17 protein-coding genes are annotated in these 15,923 nt (G+C 39.4%); 14 read left to right on the top strand and 3 right to left on the bottom strand.

Annotation, left to right across the window (positions count from 1 at the left end; translation table 11 throughout):
- The 7 genes from BN1546_RS24810 to BN1546_RS27500 all read left to right on the top strand — a co-directional run bounded on the left by BN1546_RS24810 (position 1) and on the right by BN1546_RS27500 (position 4,121).
- Positions 1-1,881, top strand: a complete 1,881-nt coding sequence (locus BN1546_RS24810; RefSeq protein WP_090739083.1) for a UvrD-helicase domain-containing protein — start codon at positions 1-3, stop codon at positions 1,879-1,881.
- Between the two features lie 61 nt (positions 1,882-1,942).
- Positions 1,943-2,302, top strand: a complete 360-nt coding sequence (locus BN1546_RS24805; RefSeq protein ID WP_176702357.1) for a polysaccharide deacetylase family protein — start codon at positions 1,943-1,945, stop codon at positions 2,300-2,302.
- Positions 2,293-2,616 carry an RsiV family protein gene (locus BN1546_RS28575; RefSeq protein ID WP_090739193.1) on the top strand — a complete coding sequence of 108 codons (324 nt, stop codon included), beginning with the start codon at positions 2,293-2,295 and terminating at the stop codon, positions 2,614-2,616. Before BN1546_RS24805 ends, BN1546_RS28575 begins: the two co-directional genes overlap by 10 nt.
- 26 nt (positions 2,617-2,642) lie before the next feature.
- A complete protein-coding gene (locus tag BN1546_RS24795) occupies positions 2,643-2,966 on the top strand; it encodes a hypothetical protein (protein WP_090739081.1) in 324 nt (107 codons plus the stop codon).
- Positions 2,967-3,216: 250 nt separating this feature from the next.
- Positions 3,217-3,405, top strand: coding sequence for a hypothetical protein (locus tag BN1546_RS24790; RefSeq protein ID WP_141651596.1), 189 nt, complete (start codon positions 3,217-3,219; stop codon positions 3,403-3,405).
- 43 nt (positions 3,406-3,448) lie between these two features.
- On the top strand, positions 3,449-3,817 hold the full coding sequence (locus BN1546_RS28570; RefSeq protein ID WP_090739079.1) for an HNH endonuclease: 369 nt from the start codon (positions 3,449-3,451) through the stop codon (positions 3,815-3,817).
- Positions 3,818-3,980: 163 nt separating this feature from the next.
- The gene (locus BN1546_RS27500) at positions 3,981-4,121 is read left to right on the top strand and encodes a hypothetical protein (protein WP_176702356.1); all 141 of its coding nucleotides are present in this window, start codon (positions 3,981-3,983) and stop codon (positions 4,119-4,121) included.
- Between the two features lie 290 nt (positions 4,122-4,411).
- Here BN1546_RS27500 and BN1546_RS24780 read toward each other — a convergent pair whose 3' ends face one another.
- Entirely contained in the window at positions 4,412-5,416 is a 1,005-nt protein-coding gene (locus BN1546_RS24780) for a chymotrypsin family serine protease (RefSeq protein ID WP_090739078.1), read from the bottom strand.
- 627 nt (positions 5,417-6,043) lie between these two features.
- Between BN1546_RS24780 and BN1546_RS27145 the strand changes: the two genes are divergently transcribed.
- Positions 6,044-6,316: a hypothetical protein gene (locus BN1546_RS27145; RefSeq protein WP_176702355.1), complete on the top strand. Its 273-nt coding sequence runs from the start codon at positions 6,044-6,046 to the stop codon at positions 6,314-6,316.
- The gene (locus BN1546_RS24775) at positions 6,313-6,534 is read left to right on the top strand and encodes a hypothetical protein (protein WP_141651594.1); all 222 of its coding nucleotides are present in this window, start codon (positions 6,313-6,315) and stop codon (positions 6,532-6,534) included. Before BN1546_RS27145 ends, BN1546_RS24775 begins: the two co-directional genes overlap by 4 nt.
- 200 nt (positions 6,535-6,734) lie before the next feature.
- Here BN1546_RS24775 and BN1546_RS24770 read toward each other — a convergent pair whose 3' ends face one another.
- Together BN1546_RS24770 and BN1546_RS24765 are read right to left on the bottom strand one after the other, a co-directional pair.
- Complete coding sequence (locus tag BN1546_RS24770) at positions 6,735-7,532, bottom strand: Tat pathway signal protein (RefSeq protein WP_255305543.1); 798 nt, start codon at positions 7,530-7,532, stop codon at positions 6,735-6,737.
- 117 nt (positions 7,533-7,649) lie between these two features.
- The gene (locus BN1546_RS24765) at positions 7,650-8,069 is read right to left on the bottom strand and encodes a hypothetical protein (RefSeq protein ID WP_090739076.1); all 420 of its coding nucleotides are present in this window, start codon (positions 8,067-8,069) and stop codon (positions 7,650-7,652) included.
- A 339-nt stretch (positions 8,070-8,408) separates the two neighbouring features.
- On the opposite strand from BN1546_RS24765, the gene BN1546_RS24760 reads away from it, so the two are divergent.
- The 5 genes from BN1546_RS24760 to BN1546_RS24735 all read left to right on the top strand — a co-directional run bounded on the left by BN1546_RS24760 (position 8,409) and on the right by BN1546_RS24735 (position 15,065).
- Entirely contained in the window at positions 8,409-10,061 is a 1,653-nt protein-coding gene (locus tag BN1546_RS24760; RefSeq protein ID WP_090739075.1) for a S41 family peptidase, read from the top strand.
- 440 nt (positions 10,062-10,501) lie between these two features.
- Positions 10,502-12,046, top strand: a complete 1,545-nt coding sequence (locus tag BN1546_RS24755) for a S8 family serine peptidase (protein WP_090739074.1) — start codon at positions 10,502-10,504, stop codon at positions 12,044-12,046.
- Positions 12,047-12,087: 41 nt separating this feature from the next.
- On the top strand, positions 12,088-12,384 hold the full coding sequence (locus tag BN1546_RS24750; RefSeq protein WP_090739073.1) for a hypothetical protein: 297 nt from the start codon (positions 12,088-12,090) through the stop codon (positions 12,382-12,384).
- Between the two features lie 33 nt (positions 12,385-12,417).
- The gene (locus BN1546_RS24745; protein ID WP_090739072.1) at positions 12,418-13,488 is read left to right on the top strand and encodes a M14 family metallopeptidase; all 1,071 of its coding nucleotides are present in this window, start codon (positions 12,418-12,420) and stop codon (positions 13,486-13,488) included.
- Positions 13,489-14,267: 779 nt separating this feature from the next.
- On the top strand, positions 14,268-15,065 hold the full coding sequence (locus BN1546_RS24735) for a copper amine oxidase N-terminal domain-containing protein (protein WP_090739071.1): 798 nt from the start codon (positions 14,268-14,270) through the stop codon (positions 15,063-15,065).
- Positions 15,066-15,923 lie beyond the last annotated feature (858 nt).

Below are 15,923 nucleotides of genomic sequence, written 5' to 3'. Positions count from 1 at the left end.
ATGAAATACATCAACAAAGACACTTGGATGCCTTCAGATAATTTGATACTGGAGCCAGTTGCATTAGATGCAGTAAAAAGTGAACAAAATGCTTTAGTTATAGCTGGGCCTGGAGCTGGGAAAACAGAATTACTTGCCCAAAGAGCAAGTTTCCTACTTGAGACGAATTCATGCAGGGGCTCTAAAAAAATTCTAGCCATAAGCTTTAAAAGGGATGCAGCCAAAAATCTTGCAGAAAGAGTGGAGAAGCGGTGTGGGGCAGAACTCTCGAGGCGTTTTAAATCGATGACATATGATGCATTTGCTAAAAGCCTTGTAGATCAGTTTTATATGGCCATCCCTGAAGCCTTTCGCCCAAACGCTTTTTATGAAATTGCAGTGACAGATCGTAATCAAAATGATATTAGAAGAGCGTATGACCTTGCCGGGTTTGAGCCTGGAGGAATGGACCGCAGCAATATTAATAGTTTTTTGGAAAGGGAGATTGCAAAGCATCCGTTGCCAATTCCTCCTGAAGTTGATTTCCCTACACAGGCTGCTTGGAATATATTATTGAAGGGGCAGTACATGGAATCTGCTAGGTTATCGTTTACAATGCTTACAAGATTAGCAGCGTATTTATTAGAGGTTAATCCTACACTAAAAAAGTCTCTCCAGATGACTTATAGCCACGTCTTTTTGGATGAATTTCAAGATACAACAAGTATTCAGTATCATTTGGTTAAAACATGCTTTTTTAAATCTGATTGCGTTCTCACGGCGGTAGGCGATAAGAAGCAGAGGATCATGGTATGGGCCGGGGCAATGCAGGAGATATTCCCAACTTTTACGTCTGACTTCCATTCCCGAATTTATCGTTTAGTAATGAATCATCGCTCTGCCCCTAGACTTGTAGAGATTCAAAAGATGTTTTTTTCTAGACTGGACGAGCCTATTTCTCTTATACAAACTAATTCCAAATGGCAATCTACTGACGGGGAGGCTTTCATTCATTTATTTGATAACCATGTTCAGGAAGCACAGATCATATCGGAAATCGTTCAAGGTTATATCTCTGATGGAAGTCATGAACCTAATGATATATGTATCCTTTTAAAGCGATCGGTTGATGATTATTCCGGTGAAATTATTACCGCTTTAAACAAACTTGGAATACAAGCCCGTAATGAGGTTATCTACCAGGATTTTCTTAAAGAAGATTTTATAATGTTATGTATTAATACTCTGATTTTGGCTGTGCGACGTGATGCTGCTGCCTGGAGCTATTGTAAAAAAGTCTTGTTTGATCTTAGGATGGTAGACGACGATTCCGAGGATAACTATAAAACTCAACAAGAGTTTGGCCAATTTTTAAACCTAATCAAATCCGATATAAAAGCTCTCGCAGATATGAATGATTTAATGGTACTTGTTGATAAAGTTTCGGATTTTTACTCAATTGATGCTATAAAAGCATATTACCCGCAGTATTTGAGGTCCAATTACATTCAGGTATTAAAAAACAAACTTGTTGGATTTTTATGGGATGAATATGATGCCTCATCAGGCTCAATGAATGTAGCAATCGATAATCTTCTTGGGACCGATACTGTTTCAATTATGACTATTCACAAGAGTAAGGGATTAGAATTCAAAACGGTTATCTTTCTTGGATTAGAGGATACTGCCTTTTTTAATTATGCGAACCAGAGGAGTGAAGATACTTCCGCTTTTTTTGTCGCTCTTACACGGGCAAAGAATATAGTTCATTTTACTTTTAGTTCAATAAGACCCATAGGAAGGAATCACAAACAAAAAAGAATTATCATCGACGACTTCTACCAAGCGCTATATGAATCGGGAACCGTAGAATTGATTGATCATACTAGTACTAATTATTAACTTACAGAAGGGATTGTTATCACTGAGTAGAATTTTTATTACCTTGTTAAGTTTGACGTTCTTGATTACACCGATCACGCCTATCAGCATTACAAATGCAGTCCAGGTAAATGTAGTACAGACAAAAGTATATTCCTATAAAGATCAAAAATATGTTCAAATTACTGGTGGAGATCAGAATGTAAGAAATAAAATCAATAAAATCTTGAAAATCCATGCAGTGAATGCGGCACAGGAAAATGCAACTTTAAAAAAACAACAGAGCCACTATTATAGGACGTCTACAGTTGAAACAAAATATAATGCTAAGGAACTTCTTTCAGTTGTGTACAAAGATTCTTATTACAAAGGAGGAGTGCATGGCTATGAAGAAGCTACCACATACAATTTTGATTTAAAACAGGCACACAACTGTTTTTAAACAATGTCGTCAAAACTAATAAACAAGCCTTTCACTTATTTGAAGGTATTGAATTTGCGCTCCAAGCGAATAAAAATGTTTTCGCTGAGAAGACAAGAAATTTTCCTCTGATCAATAAATCAAACTTTTATTTTTATAATGAAGGAATAGGAGTAATCTTTAACCCATATGAAATAGGTTCATATGTAGCGGGTTTTATTGAGGTAAAGGTTCCTTATTCCAAAATTCAATCTGAATCTGGAATGTTTCTCGATATAAATAAAAACTTTGCTGCTGACTGCAACATGGCAAATTACCTGGCTTTAATAATATAAGTTTCGGGCAGACAAAGGCTCAAGTAATGGAAATACTAAATGCTAGGAAGAGCGAATCCTATTATGAAATGGGAGGTCTCTTTTGGTTCTTTGAAGAACTGGACTATGTTTCATTTCATTTTGGTGAAGGAAACACGGATGCACTTAGCCATATTCAATTTAGTTCCAAGTCCTTTCCGATGAAAACATTTAGTGATGTGGAAAAGATACTAGGAAAGGGTGAAAAAACTGAGAGTTCAAATTATGACGAGGTAAAAATACTTTCCTATGATTTTGGAGATGTGCACGTTGATTTTGAATCAAGCTTAGAAAATACAACTATTAGTGGTATTAACATATGGAAAAAGTGAAATAGTAATAAGAAAAGAGTGATCACATTTTGATTGCTCTTTTCCTATATGAATAAGGGCTAACCAAATATATTTTGTGAGGTTAATATTGAGGTTGTCATTTAAATCTTCCGTTTTTAATGGGTTAATATCTCACATTGAATAACATAGTGGGATTTAATGAAAATAAAAACTTGGTAAGGTATGATATTAATTAAAAATATTCCATAGCGCTGATTGGCATCTTGGAAAACTGGTGCAAAGAGTTTATATGACAGAGGAACAGAAATTTATTCTTGCTGAATTGGTGCTAGAGGATTTGGCGATCATTGGTCAAGAGAATCAGCCTATTAGAATTGGTCTAGATCTAACGATGGTGGATCATCAATTGGTAAAAGTCGGCGAAACAGCCTTCAATCTTGCAGTTGCAAGATCTAAACATAGAAAGAAAGTATATTAAAACAATTGACCATACGTACTTGGAGAACTTAATTAATTCTAATATGAATGAAGATGAACTTATTCAGATTCTTGGTACGATGGACGATTCAGCTAGAATAGAAGAGTCCACTGCCTTTCTTAAAACTAGAAGATACAAAAGGTGGATTATAGAGGATTTAAAAAGGATATATAAAGGAAAATGCCAGATTTGCGGGTATAGTTCTTATCCTGAGTTCAGTATTCAAGTATCCGAAGCACATCACATAGATCTTTTCTCAAAATCGTTAGATAATTCACCAAAAAACATTATAATTCTTTGTCCTAATCATCATAGGATTTTGCATTTAGGTAACTTCCATTTTTCGAGAGAGAATCTTCATTTCTATAATGCTAAATCAGTGCTGCCTATCTACTTAAATAAACATTTATAGTAGTTTAATAAATACTATTATGTAGGTCATCGAATAAAGAGAGCTAGGTTCTGAAAAAATTCCGGATAATATAGAAATCTTTAAAGGAAGGTTTACTGTGAAGAATAAATCATCTGGGGTACCTGGACACCCAGGAGATTAAAGAAAAGGTGTATCCTTGTTGTTGAATCACTCATGGGCCAATGTGGGTATTATGGCAATACCACTCGGTAGAACATTTGAAAGCCGATTACAGACGGATGGCGATGAACTGGCACTGTGTGCAGACCATTACATGAAACTGTGTCAAGAGGTCGGTGGTTAGGAAAAATTGTTATTTGGAATTGCTGTGAGGACTACCTTAATATCCACTTTGAGACTCGACAATGCTTGGAAGAAAAATTATGTGAACGAACTAAAAAACTGTATTGAAGCCAAAATAACGATACTATAAACTAATAGCCCTGCTGATGTGTAGTCAGCAGGGCCTTCATTATTCAATGTGACTTCATTACCGTAATTACCTATTTATCAGAGGAAAAGTGTTTAAAAAAGTAAACTTGTTTCAAAAAAAGCATTAATTTAGATTGAAGCAGCTTATTAGTTTGTTTTTAATTACGTATGAACAGGGACCTCAGTAAGTAGTGAAATTCCGAGAGCCTCTTCAACCTCACCAAAATGATTTGCAAAGGTTCTTGACCCATCTATAGCACCACCAAACAATAACCCTATAACTTGATTCTGTTCATCAACAATGACTGAGCCTGAATCTCCTTGATCAGAAAATCTAGGATTTAGATTTTTATCCGGTATAATGGAAATTTGATTTTTTAATGTCACAAAACCGATACTAGATCCATAAGGAATTGTAACGGTGCGATCAAGACCATCTACAGAACCAAAAGTCAAATCAGTAGTACGACCTTGTTTGCGAACGGCTGCCCCAAACACTGGTAAAGCCTTACCTTTTACCCTACCGATATTTAATATCTCGGATGAAACTTGTCTATTTTCAATTGTGCAAATAGCTGCATCAATCTGTTTGCTTTGACAATTAAATTTACTACTGAGACAAGCATTATCGAGTTTTCCAATTAGATCATTGGAGCAATTACCGCCATCAGGTCTACCTGGTTGTGTCATATCATCTCCCGGGGCAAAGGCACTGTCAACGCACATAACGTGGAAATTGCTCAAAGCGTAAAGTTTATCATTATCTTTCTTAACGATAGCTCCAAGTGTACCGACATAAGTAACTTGTTGGCCATTATTATTAATAAAAGTTCTGCATGGCCCGATGCTAGTTCCACCGATTAAAGGTTCAAACCTTCCTCTTTCAACTTCGAGAACTGGCGCATCTACCGGGACTTCTAATACTTGTAATACTACCTCTTCTTCTTCAATAACATCTGTCTTTATGCCATTTATAGTCTTAGGAACTTCATCATTAGATTTCACATTTTCTTTCTTTTTGACAAATACACGTATAGCAATCTCGTCAGTTCGTTCCCCTCCGACATGTTTAAACCCTACATCAACACCAATGACATTCGGTTTACTTAGTAATACACTTTCATTAGCTCTTTTAACATCTAAAAGTTCTTTAAGTTTTTGGTCCAAATAAATCCTTCCTTTCTTAGGGGTTAAGATTACTGAAACAGGAACAGTGATATATTTAGTAAAAAAAGCACAATATATACATGCTATTTTTTTTACTAAAATTACTAAAAATTAAATTTCGTATAATTTAAAAAGCTAAGTTGCTGTAATGTCCCCCCGAAGACATACATTGAAAACCATATCAAGGCAACCAGGAACGTGTAAGAATGTACCACGCTTTGTGGCACTAAAATTTGTGGAATGGTCTAGAACGTACACAACGTGAGCAAATGATTAAAAAAGGTTGGGAACCTCCCTGATTTGAGAATGATTCCGGGGTATCGACTTCTTGTAGATGCATAGATAGATGATTCAGATGGTGAATTCGTAGGTTGATCAGAATAACCATCCACACAATGATCACGATCATAACATCAACATAAAACCTTTCATCACCCCATGGCTGGAAATATCTTGGGATCATAAGGATCAGGTCTGACCAATGCCTGTAGTGGGAAATCCTAATCTACAAATATTCGGGAACTCAAAAGAACAAGGGACCATCGATATTTACCAACAACGCGTGACGGAACGATATACCAACCCGAATGGTTCAGATCGGTAAAGCTAGACGATTTAGGTCGAGAATTGGAATTCGGCATCCACGGGTGGATGCATCTGCACTGGAGTTCATTGCCGCCACCGGAAGCCCAGAATACTCTCGTTCCATCTAACGATAGGCTTGGATCGCCTTTCTCAAGTCATGTAAATAATCATTTCTGGAAGTTACACGGCTGGATTGACGATCGAATCATTGTATGGGAAGACGCGCTTGGTACAGAGGCCAATCTCTCCCAGGGACGGGAGTATTGGGGATTTGATGATCTGGCCAAGGGATATTGGGCGTCTTCCAGCGTGTGAATAAGAGAGAATCACATGGATTAGAAAGAGGATATCAGGATACGGATGACAAACAGATTGAAAAGAGAGAGGGGCAGAGCCAGATCCCGGAGTGTAAAATCGCAGACATGAATAAGGTGATTGATAGAGCAAATGGTGCATGGGTTGTCACTAATAGCAACTTTACAGCACAAGCCTATAAAATAGACCAAGCAAAGCCCCTCTTATACAACAAGTAGGGCTTTATCGGTTATAACATTCGGATGTAGGGTAGTATCATGTCACGGGATAAGAACATTGTTCTCATTACCGATTAGATAGGTAGGGGGTCTATTTGGCACTTACTAAGTTTGGATGAAAAAGCCACGCCACTTTCCTGTACTTGCTAGTATGCTAGCTAACTGTTCTATCTTATCGATCTCTCCAGTTATTTCTCTCATTACAAAGTGATGATGAGGCTGATGTGGTACCGGATTACCAATCCAGGTCCCTTCCACTGGTAGTTCTCAGCTCGGTTTACTCGCTTCCAATCATCAATTCGATCATCAACCCACCCATGCAGTTTCCAGAATACTGGATTAACATGCGCGGAGTATGTATCACCCAGCCAGTTGTAAGCTGGTTGATTCCAGATTTCGTCTACAGATTCACCTAATTCTCCATCTGGTCGGTACCCCATCGGAGATTCTGCTGACCACCTCATGTGCATCCAGTTATGAATGGTCCATTCTATATCGGAGCCAAGTTGCCCAAGGGTTACGCTACGTAAATAATCAAGATCCGTAAATCGCTGCTCCTGAATTGCAAAAGACTGCCAGAAATCGTCAGATTTTATTCTCTGAAGTCTCTCGTCAGCGCTGGTATCACCGCCTAATGAATAGGCCGGCGGCACTGGATAGTCGTTGTCCCAAGGGCGAGGGACTTTTTTCCACCCCTGAATCCATGGGTAGTTGGGATTCCCTTCGTTTGCTAGAATACCATTGACCATCATTATCATGGTTCTATGCAGGTATAGAAAATCTTCACCAGAATTATTATCTCTGATTGGATTTCTACTAGTGTCTAGCGCGGGGCGAGGTGGCTCCCATTCAGGATAAACGTTCAGCAAGCTTTGCTGTTCTTCTGGAGTCAGAATTTCCCATGTGTTTCGTAATCCATGCCAGAGGTAATGCCACAGACGATGTTCCTTAGACGCCATCATCTGTATAACGGATTGTGGCAGTTGAGGTAGTGTCATTATTCAAAACCCTTTCTTTTTACTCTCTAAAGTATTTATAGTGCACTAATACTTTATTATGAGCTGAATTTTTCACATGTATGCAAATCACTCTAAGTCGATTAGAACATTATCAATTTAATCTGCTATCTTGACTGCAATAAATGATGCAACTTTACCAGCCGCTCCATTATCATGACCAATTGTACGAATTACGCTACCAACTATTGAAGGAAATTCATTGACTCCCGCAGGCCATGGAGATAATACGAATCCGCGATATTGATATACCCACCCTGCGGTATTAGTATTGTCCCGTCCAATCCCGGTTCCATTTAATATAAATCCATCTGCTAATCCCCTATCTTCAATAAATCCAGCTAAATCCATTACCCATTCGTCCCCAAAACTTAAAGTAGCAGACCACCTATTTAATTCTTTCGAAGTAAAGGTTAGTTCTCCCTCACCAAATAACAATTCAAGTGCCTTTAGAGGGTCATTATTTATTTTTTCAGTGTTGTTATGAAAACTCCTATAAATCCATTTTCCAGAAATCATGGAAACCTCCTGTAAATACATTATTTATCGTATTTATTATGCTTCAGATAAAAATAAATATTACCCAAATCTACAACATTTGCCGATATCCATGAAATAGTACACGATGGAAAGCGCACTGTACCGAAATCGGCATGCCGGGTGTTCTGTGGGGGGGCTGATTACAATGGTGGGGCTCTTTTACACAGAGATGAGGACTTGCCACTCACTCTTAACTGATTGTAACAGCATGCTAAATGGACAACGCTCAGAATAATTCCTGACTAAAGTACAAAACCTACTCTTGCAGAAGTCAAAGCTTACGCACAAGAAATTACCGCAACGAAAGAGGGAACATCAATGGTATTTACAATTGAGAATCCAGAGCCGCTTTTTAAAGGCTCCGTTACACTTGCTAATTTCTTAGAAACGACGAAGGAACTCACGTTGACAGAACGCCGGACAATCGTAGACCAGGCACTAATTTTGATTGACTCAGTCTATGTTCATCTGCCTCTAAAGAAAGCTATGTATGCAGTAAATCCAGTGCAAAGGCTGAAGATATTGCGGCGCCAAATGAAAACCCTATCTGAACGAGAGTTTCACAACGAAATGCTTCAAATCTTCAAAGAATTGCGTGATCTACACACAAATTACATCCTACCTGCTCCATACAATCAGCATACTGCATTTTTGCCATTCCTGATGGAGGAGTTCTATGATGCCAATAATAAACGTCACTATATCGTGTCGAGGCTGACCTTCCATCATGATACTTTTGTACCAGGCGTCGAAATCACGGATTGGAATGGAGTTCCGATAGACCAGGCGGTGGCCATAAATGCCGACCGGGAAGCTGGCAGTAACAAAGCAGCTCGGCACGTACGAGGATTAGACGCCATGACCGTACGGCCAATGGCTATGTCGTTGCCACCAGCCGAGCAATGGGTCATTGTCGGTTACTGCAGTAATAGTCAAAACTACAAAATACAGCTATCCTGGCAAGTAAATAAGATTAGCTCGTTCAACGAAAGTTTAACCCTTGCTGCAACCGAGAAATTTGCAACTGCTAACGGGCTAGATCTTAACATGGAACTTACCAATAACGCCAGAAAGGTTCTATTCGCCCGGAATGCCATTGAATTGAGCAAACATGCAGCTGATCTTAGGGACGAATCCAATAAAGAGGAGGAAGATTTCTTTAGACGTAACAGTCGTTACCCCAATACCTTTCAATTTCGGCCAGTCGACACACCTCAAGGCCAAATCAGCTATCTACGTATAAGGACCTTTAGCTATCCTGAACCCGAGACCTTTGTCAACGAGGTGATCCGGATATTGGAACTACTACCGCAACGAGGTTTAATTATTGACGTACGTGGTAATGGCGGCGGTATCATTATGAACGGCGAACGAATACTGCAACTCTTCAGTTCTAGCCGAATTGAAGCCGAACGAATGCACTTTATCAATAACGAAATAACCCTTGCCATTGCTAATTCAGATGTTGGAAACGGATTTGCTAAAGAATGGGTAAATTCCATTGAATTGTCTACTATTACCGGCTCAATTTACTCTCAAGGCTTCCCAATCGAATCTCCTGATCTTACCAACAGTATTGGACGACATTATAATGGCAACGCTGTTTTGGTTACTGATGCTCGCTGCTACAGTACAACAGATATCTTTGCAGCAGGTTTTCAGGACAATAAAATTGGCAAAATTCTAGGGGTCGATGATAATACTGGGGCAGGCGGTGCAAATGTTTTTACCCATGATTTTTTAAGAGAAATACTACCAGGATCGGACTCACCCTTCAAAAAACTCCCTGGTGATACTAAAATGCGAGTTGCCATCCGCCAGACAACACGTGTGGGAGACAAAGCCGGTCTGCCCCTTGAAGACCTTGGGATACAACCTGACGCAATTCATCGCATGACTCGTGACGATGTACTATACGAAAACCGTGACCTTATTGCAGTTGCAGCCGCCTTGCTGTTTCACAATAGTTGATTTGGTACGGGAGTGTATGCCAAGAGGACAGCCAAATGTGGCGAAATGCCCGATGGCAGCTTTACTGGACCCCCTAAACATCCCTATGAGTAGTTGAAGCCCCGACAGATGATCTGGGGTTCTTTGAGATTCTGAGTTCAAACTTGGAATGAAGAAACGGTCCGGATTCTTGGGCGACCCCATAGAAACCAATCATGAGCAACATGAGGGATATGCTAAGAACTGACTGTTCGGCGAGGAGCGTAATCCTGTTCATCTAGCATTAATTGCTGAAAAAGTGGACCAATTGGATACAAGCGAACGGCCAGCAACTCCCTGGGGCTGATCCGGGAACGGGCGGCGGGATTCGACTCTATCCGGCGCATGTCAGTGGATTTGGATTAGAATAACCCTTATCTCTAGTGAGAATCAATAATGCATTTAAAAAGGAGTCGGTCAGAGTGAAACGGGAATATTATGTTCGTGGAAAAAAAGTACAAATTAAGGAATTATCTGACGTTATAGCTGTTAAAGTTGATAAAGAGGATACACCCTTAGTGCAGCAATTAGAACAAGCAACATCTTTTTTTAATGCAAGAGAGTCAGCAGATGCAGGAGAGCAGCAAGCTTTCCAAAATGCTGGATGGTATTTTATAAATGCGGCAGCGGAGAGTAGCATGTCCTTTCACAGAAGTTCTGCAAACCGTTCTGTCGGTCGAGTGTTCCAGCAAGCAAGTGGACGCACGCTCATCGGGAATAATCTTTTAACTGTACAGCTTAAATTTGAATTATCCGAACAAGATGCCTTAGATTTGCTATCCGCAAATAATCTTGAAATTGTTAATAAATTAGGATTTGACAAGCATTTATATGAAGTAAAAGTTCCTGCAGAATTTGATTTTCTTGAAGTAGCTAATAAATTGCAAGAGCGACCCGAGTTTTTGTTTGCTGAACCGCAATTTATTGAACAAATTTCATCTCGCTATAAACCTACAGATCCTGACTACAATAAACAATGGCAGTGGAAGAATAACGGTTTTAACGGAGGCATTGCAAACGCAGATCTTCATGCTGAGCAAGCCTGGGACATTACAAGAGGCTCTGGTGTCCGGATAGCTGTCATCGATAATGGATTCGAAGTAAATCACCCGGATATTAAAGAAGCAATTGTCGATGGAGCAGGATACTTCACAGAACAAGGAATTGGCTCAACCACATTTGTAGATAGTTTCTCCCATTATCCAAATAATGCTCATGGTACGTTTTGTGCTGGAATCGCCCTAGCTAGAGCAGATAATGAAACAGGTGGATGCGGCATAGCGAATAAAGCACAATTTATTCCAATTGCAGCGCTGCCCGACCAAGTTGGAACACAAGTTACTCTGGCTCGATCAGTTGTGTATGCGGCTGATCCATCAAAGGAAAATGTCAATGCAGTAGGTGCTGACGTCATATCTTGTAGTTTAGGTCCTAACGGAGCAGACTGGACGTTGTCATCCGTTTTAGATAGAGCCATCAAATTTGCTGTGAGTAAAGGCCGAAATGGACTTGGAATACCTATTTTTTGGGCCGTAAGTAATGGTAATTTTCCTGTTGCACAAGATGAGGTATGCTCGCATCCAGACATAATAGGAGTTGGAAGATCCAATCGTCAGGATAAAGAAGACGGCTCCGCTTTTGGGCCTGAGCTTGATTTTTTAGGAACTGGAGTAAATGTTTTTAGTACAGATTCAGGCGGGGGCTATACCACGAGTACGGGGACAAGCTTTGCCGCACCTTGTGCAGCTGGTATAAGCGCCTTAATGCTTTCCGTTAATCCCAATTTGAATTGGCAGCAAGTTCGCGCAATCATGCGCTCCACTTGTGATAAAATCGGCGGAGTCAATTACGATACTGAAGGCCATCATAACAAATATGGATACGGTCGGCTTAATGCTTTCAGCGCAGTTAGTCAAGCTCAACGCTCCAATGTTTTTGACTCTGAACCTGAACCACTTAGAGTGTGAACGTACAAATATTATAAATACTAATAATTGATGGAGAAAACATGATTAAAAAAATTATGATTACGACAAACACCCGTGAAGAAATGAAGAAACTTATCCGCAACAGCTCTATTGATATGAACTGTGGAGGACCTAGCCAACAATCTAATGGCACATTTGTGATAGAAGCTTATGTACCTGATAGTTACGTCGATAATGTTCGAACATTAGGGTTCCCTTTTGAAGTCGTTGAAAATATAAGCCGTTCCATGCTTGAACAACGACAACAAGAAGTTGGCATCGGAGATCGTTATGAGGGCGGTAACATAGCCCCTCAAGGATTAGGAATTAAGCGCTAACAGCGATGCTATAATCTAACAGGAGGTGAAAAAGTGGCTTACTTAAATATAAACGAAGTAGAGTCGGCTATAATCGCACTAAACCGAAAATATCCAATCTTAACTGAATTAATTACACTCCCCCATAAAAGTTTAGAGATGCGCACTTCTCATGCTTTGCGAATTTCAAGCAATTTTCAAAGCAGAAAAGATGCGATATTTTTGACAGGTGGTCTACACGCGCGCGAGTGGGGAAGTTGCGAAATTTGTGTGTTCGTTGCAGCTGATTTATTGGAAGCCTATGATCAAAATACTGGATTGGTCTATGGAGGGAAAAATTTCACCCAAGACGAGATTAAATCACTTGTTGAATCGGTCGATTTCATTATTTTCCCAGATGTAAATCCAGATGGGCGTTTTTACAGCCAAACGATGGAAGCGATGTGGAGACGCAATCGGAATCCAGCTAACAGCGGAGAAGTGAACAGTTGTGTAGGAGTGGACATTAATCGAAATTTTGATTTTTTGTGGAATTTCCCTAAACATTTCTCTCCTCTTGCAGCAGTTAACACGTCCACTGATCCGTGCAGCATGAGCCAAACATATCATGGCAGGGCTCCTGCATCTGAGCAAGAGACTAAAAATGTAGTTTGGGTATTTGATAACTTTCCTCAAATCAAGTGGTATGTGGATATTCACTGTCATGGAGAAAAAATATTAACGAGTTGGGGCGATGATGAAAGCCAGTCAAATAATCCTAATATGAACTTTAGAAATCCTGCATTCGATAATGTTCGTGGTATAGAGGGGGATAGTGCTTATAAGGAGTTTATACCAAGAGATGATCGTACGGTAACCCAAGGACTAGCCAATGCTATGCATGAAGGCATTAGATCTGTTCGTGGGCGAAATTATACAGTACAGCAGGCTTTCGATCTTTATCCCACTTCTGGAACTTCCGATGATTATGCATACAGTCGACATATGACTAATCCGAGCAAAGAGAAAATTTACGGATTTACTATTGAATGGGGTACGGAATTTCAACCACCGTGGAGAGAGATGCAGCATATCATCAGCGAAGTGTCTGCGGGAATCGTCCAATTTAGCCAATCGACAATCTGATAGCCAGAAAGATTACGGCTGTTTTTTGAAGTCTTCTTAAGACCTCAAACTAAATTCAGAAAGAACAATGCCATGACGGTTGAGCCCCTCTAACCCATTACCTTCACGATTAAAGATCTGGTTTTGTACACTAAGAACCGTCAAGGTAAACTTTCCAGACAGTTCTTAGTGCGCTTTACAGCGCATCGACTAAGGAGTAAAAGTCTCAAGCGAGGTGGCGGAAGTGCATAGTGTGCGTTCTCTATGAGGAAAGTTGCGGAGGAATGGGAAAAAGACAATAGTGGGACCAGGACAGTCGAGTTTTTCCTACAGAAATCGTGGTAGAATCAATGAGTAGCACTTTAAGCGGCTTTAACTCACGCTGAGGGTGTCGGTTTCCCCAATATCCTCTTGCTAAATCAAATCCAATTTCAGCTCTAGGTTGTTCACCTTGAAACCAGCAATGGAAGCCACAAGTTCCGATAAACATCACTCTTGCTAAAAATCCCCCAGCGACACCCCGTATCTTCTATGTGAAATCTTATGATTTCTTCAGCTTCGTTTCTATCTCTGCATGGGCTTATATCCATAAATCTTGTTACATTCTCATCTGAAAAATGCTTAAAGACGGCTTCAATGTCGTCTAAGGTAAGAATGGCGAGTTTCAACCTGTCTGTCTCTATTTAAGGAAATGTAAGATTTGGATTGGACAATTCCTATGACCTCCATAAGTAGATTTTGCTACCACATATTGGACTTATTCTAGTCAGAAAGGACTTTCTTTAAATATTAATGGTAGTATGACCAATGGACAGAATCCTATTGTTATAGACAATGTAACATTAGTTCCAATACGAACAGTTTCTCTTATACCAAATCTAAAAGTGGACTGGGACAACAAAAGCAAGACGGTTATGGTGACCGATTCAGGTACGAAAAATAAACTTAAATTAACTGTGGGTAGTAATAGTGCGTATGTCAACGATAAGAAGGTTTCTGTAGGGGTAAATCCTACTGTTAAAGAAGGCGCTGTATATGTACCTTTTCGTTTTATAGGGGAAGCATTAAATGCAAAGGTATTGTGGAATTCTGATACCAAAACAGTTGTTATTTATAAGCCTAGTCAGACTCTACTCCAACACTATGCTAGCAATAAACTAGAAGAATCCAGAAACGCAGCTATCCAATTACCAAGGATTTCTATACATGAGGAACTCGCCAGCACTGAAGAAGGAGGGGATGGAGGAACTTATTACTTCCCCAACAAACAGAGCAATAACTTTATTTATGCCTATAGAGGAATAGCACAATATGCTGTGGTTATAGATGGGGCTGCTTGGGTCAAATGGGAGGGCCAAATAAGCACGAGTAAACCCAACAAGAGTGTGATTCCAAATGTGCTCCAAGTAAATAATAAGGAATGGGGAGATCGACCAATCTTCACAGGAAAAATAGATTTCTTTAAGGACTTGTGGAAAACAGAGCAAGTTAAATTTGGAACATTCGATAAAAATGGCAAAATCATCTATGAAGGCGAAAAAGCTCTGCCTAATAAAGGGAAAGACATTATTGCAACAATACCTGCGGAAGCGAAATAATAATGGGTAAAACAGGCTGACTGTTGCTAATTCATAATTCCGACAGTAAGTGTTGTTAAATTACTAGGAAAGCATTATTTAGCATAGGTAGACTAAATAATTTTCTATTGATACGTATGTATATTTGTTGGCTTAGACGACTATAATTATATAAGATCGACTGGTATAAAACTGTTTAACAAATAGGTCACCTGGGCTCAGAGTGACCTATTTGTGCGTTTCAAAAAGTGGAAAAGTGGTATTCTAACCATCAAAAATCGCATTTATTATTCTTAACGTTTCTGTCTAGAGAGTTAGGCGGTTGAATATAGAGTAGATATGAAAAGGGTCTACCAGATTGTATTCACTAGTCCCTAATGGGTCGACCATATCAAGATAGGAGTGGAAAACCATGAAGAAAAAAATATTTTTGTTGTCTATTATTTCTTTAGCTATAGTTGCCACAGTAGGTGTAACTTAAGCTTCACCAAGTAAAACTAGCGGAAACAATATTATTTCTCAAAGATCGGGCGGAAGCGCAACAGTAAGAGAAGCGTTTAGTGTCCCTAAAGGCTGGGGGCAGGTTAAACTTTGTTTGAAGAATCATTCTGATCATCCAGTAAAGGTAAGTTTAACTCACCTTCAAACAAACTATATATAGATGGACTAGTAATTATCAGTTTCTGACCTTCATATCATGGACTTGATATTACTTTTCTTTTGTCGTACATTAATCCTGTAAGATATTACCTAATTTTATGAATTGTTGTATTGCCTATGTAGGGGCAAGCTATGTTAAGCCACTTTATGGCTTTTTTTATTTTAAATGTTCACAAAATTAGGATTTCTTTTAGTTTATATAAAATATTCAATTCTATA

This window comes from Paenibacillus sp. Mc5Re-14, assembly GCF_001049835.1.
Classification (GTDB): Bacteria; Bacillota; Bacilli; order Paenibacillales; family Paenibacillaceae; genus Paenibacillus; species Paenibacillus polymyxa_C.
This window is presented reverse-complemented; position numbering and strand designations above follow the sequence as displayed.

Bases quoted from the DNA above. Each gene is read 5' to 3' on its own strand.
- BN1546_RS24810 (WP_090739083.1), top strand. From the start codon at position 1: ATGAAATACATCAACAAAGACACTTGGATGCCTTCAGATAATTTGATA.
- BN1546_RS24795 (WP_090739081.1), top strand. From the start codon at position 2,643: ATGGAAATACTAAATGCTAGGAAGAGCGAATCCTATTATGAAATGGGA.
- BN1546_RS24790 (WP_141651596.1), top strand. From the start codon at position 3,217: ATGACAGAGGAACAGAAATTTATTCTTGCTGAATTGGTGCTAGAGGAT.
- BN1546_RS28570 (WP_090739079.1), top strand. From the start codon at position 3,449: ATGAATGAAGATGAACTTATTCAGATTCTTGGTACGATGGACGATTCA.
- BN1546_RS24770 (WP_255305543.1), bottom strand. From the start codon at position 7,532: ATGACACTACCTCAACTGCCACAATCCGTTATACAGATGATGGCGTCT.
- BN1546_RS24765 (WP_090739076.1), bottom strand. From the start codon at position 8,069: ATGATTTCTGGAAAATGGATTTATAGGAGTTTTCATAACAACACTGAA.
- BN1546_RS24760 (WP_090739075.1), top strand. From the start codon at position 8,409: ATGGTATTTACAATTGAGAATCCAGAGCCGCTTTTTAAAGGCTCCGTT.
- BN1546_RS24750 (WP_090739073.1), top strand. From the start codon at position 12,088: ATGATTAAAAAAATTATGATTACGACAAACACCCGTGAAGAAATGAAG.
- BN1546_RS24735 (WP_090739071.1), top strand. From the start codon at position 14,268: ATGACCAATGGACAGAATCCTATTGTTATAGACAATGTAACATTAGTT.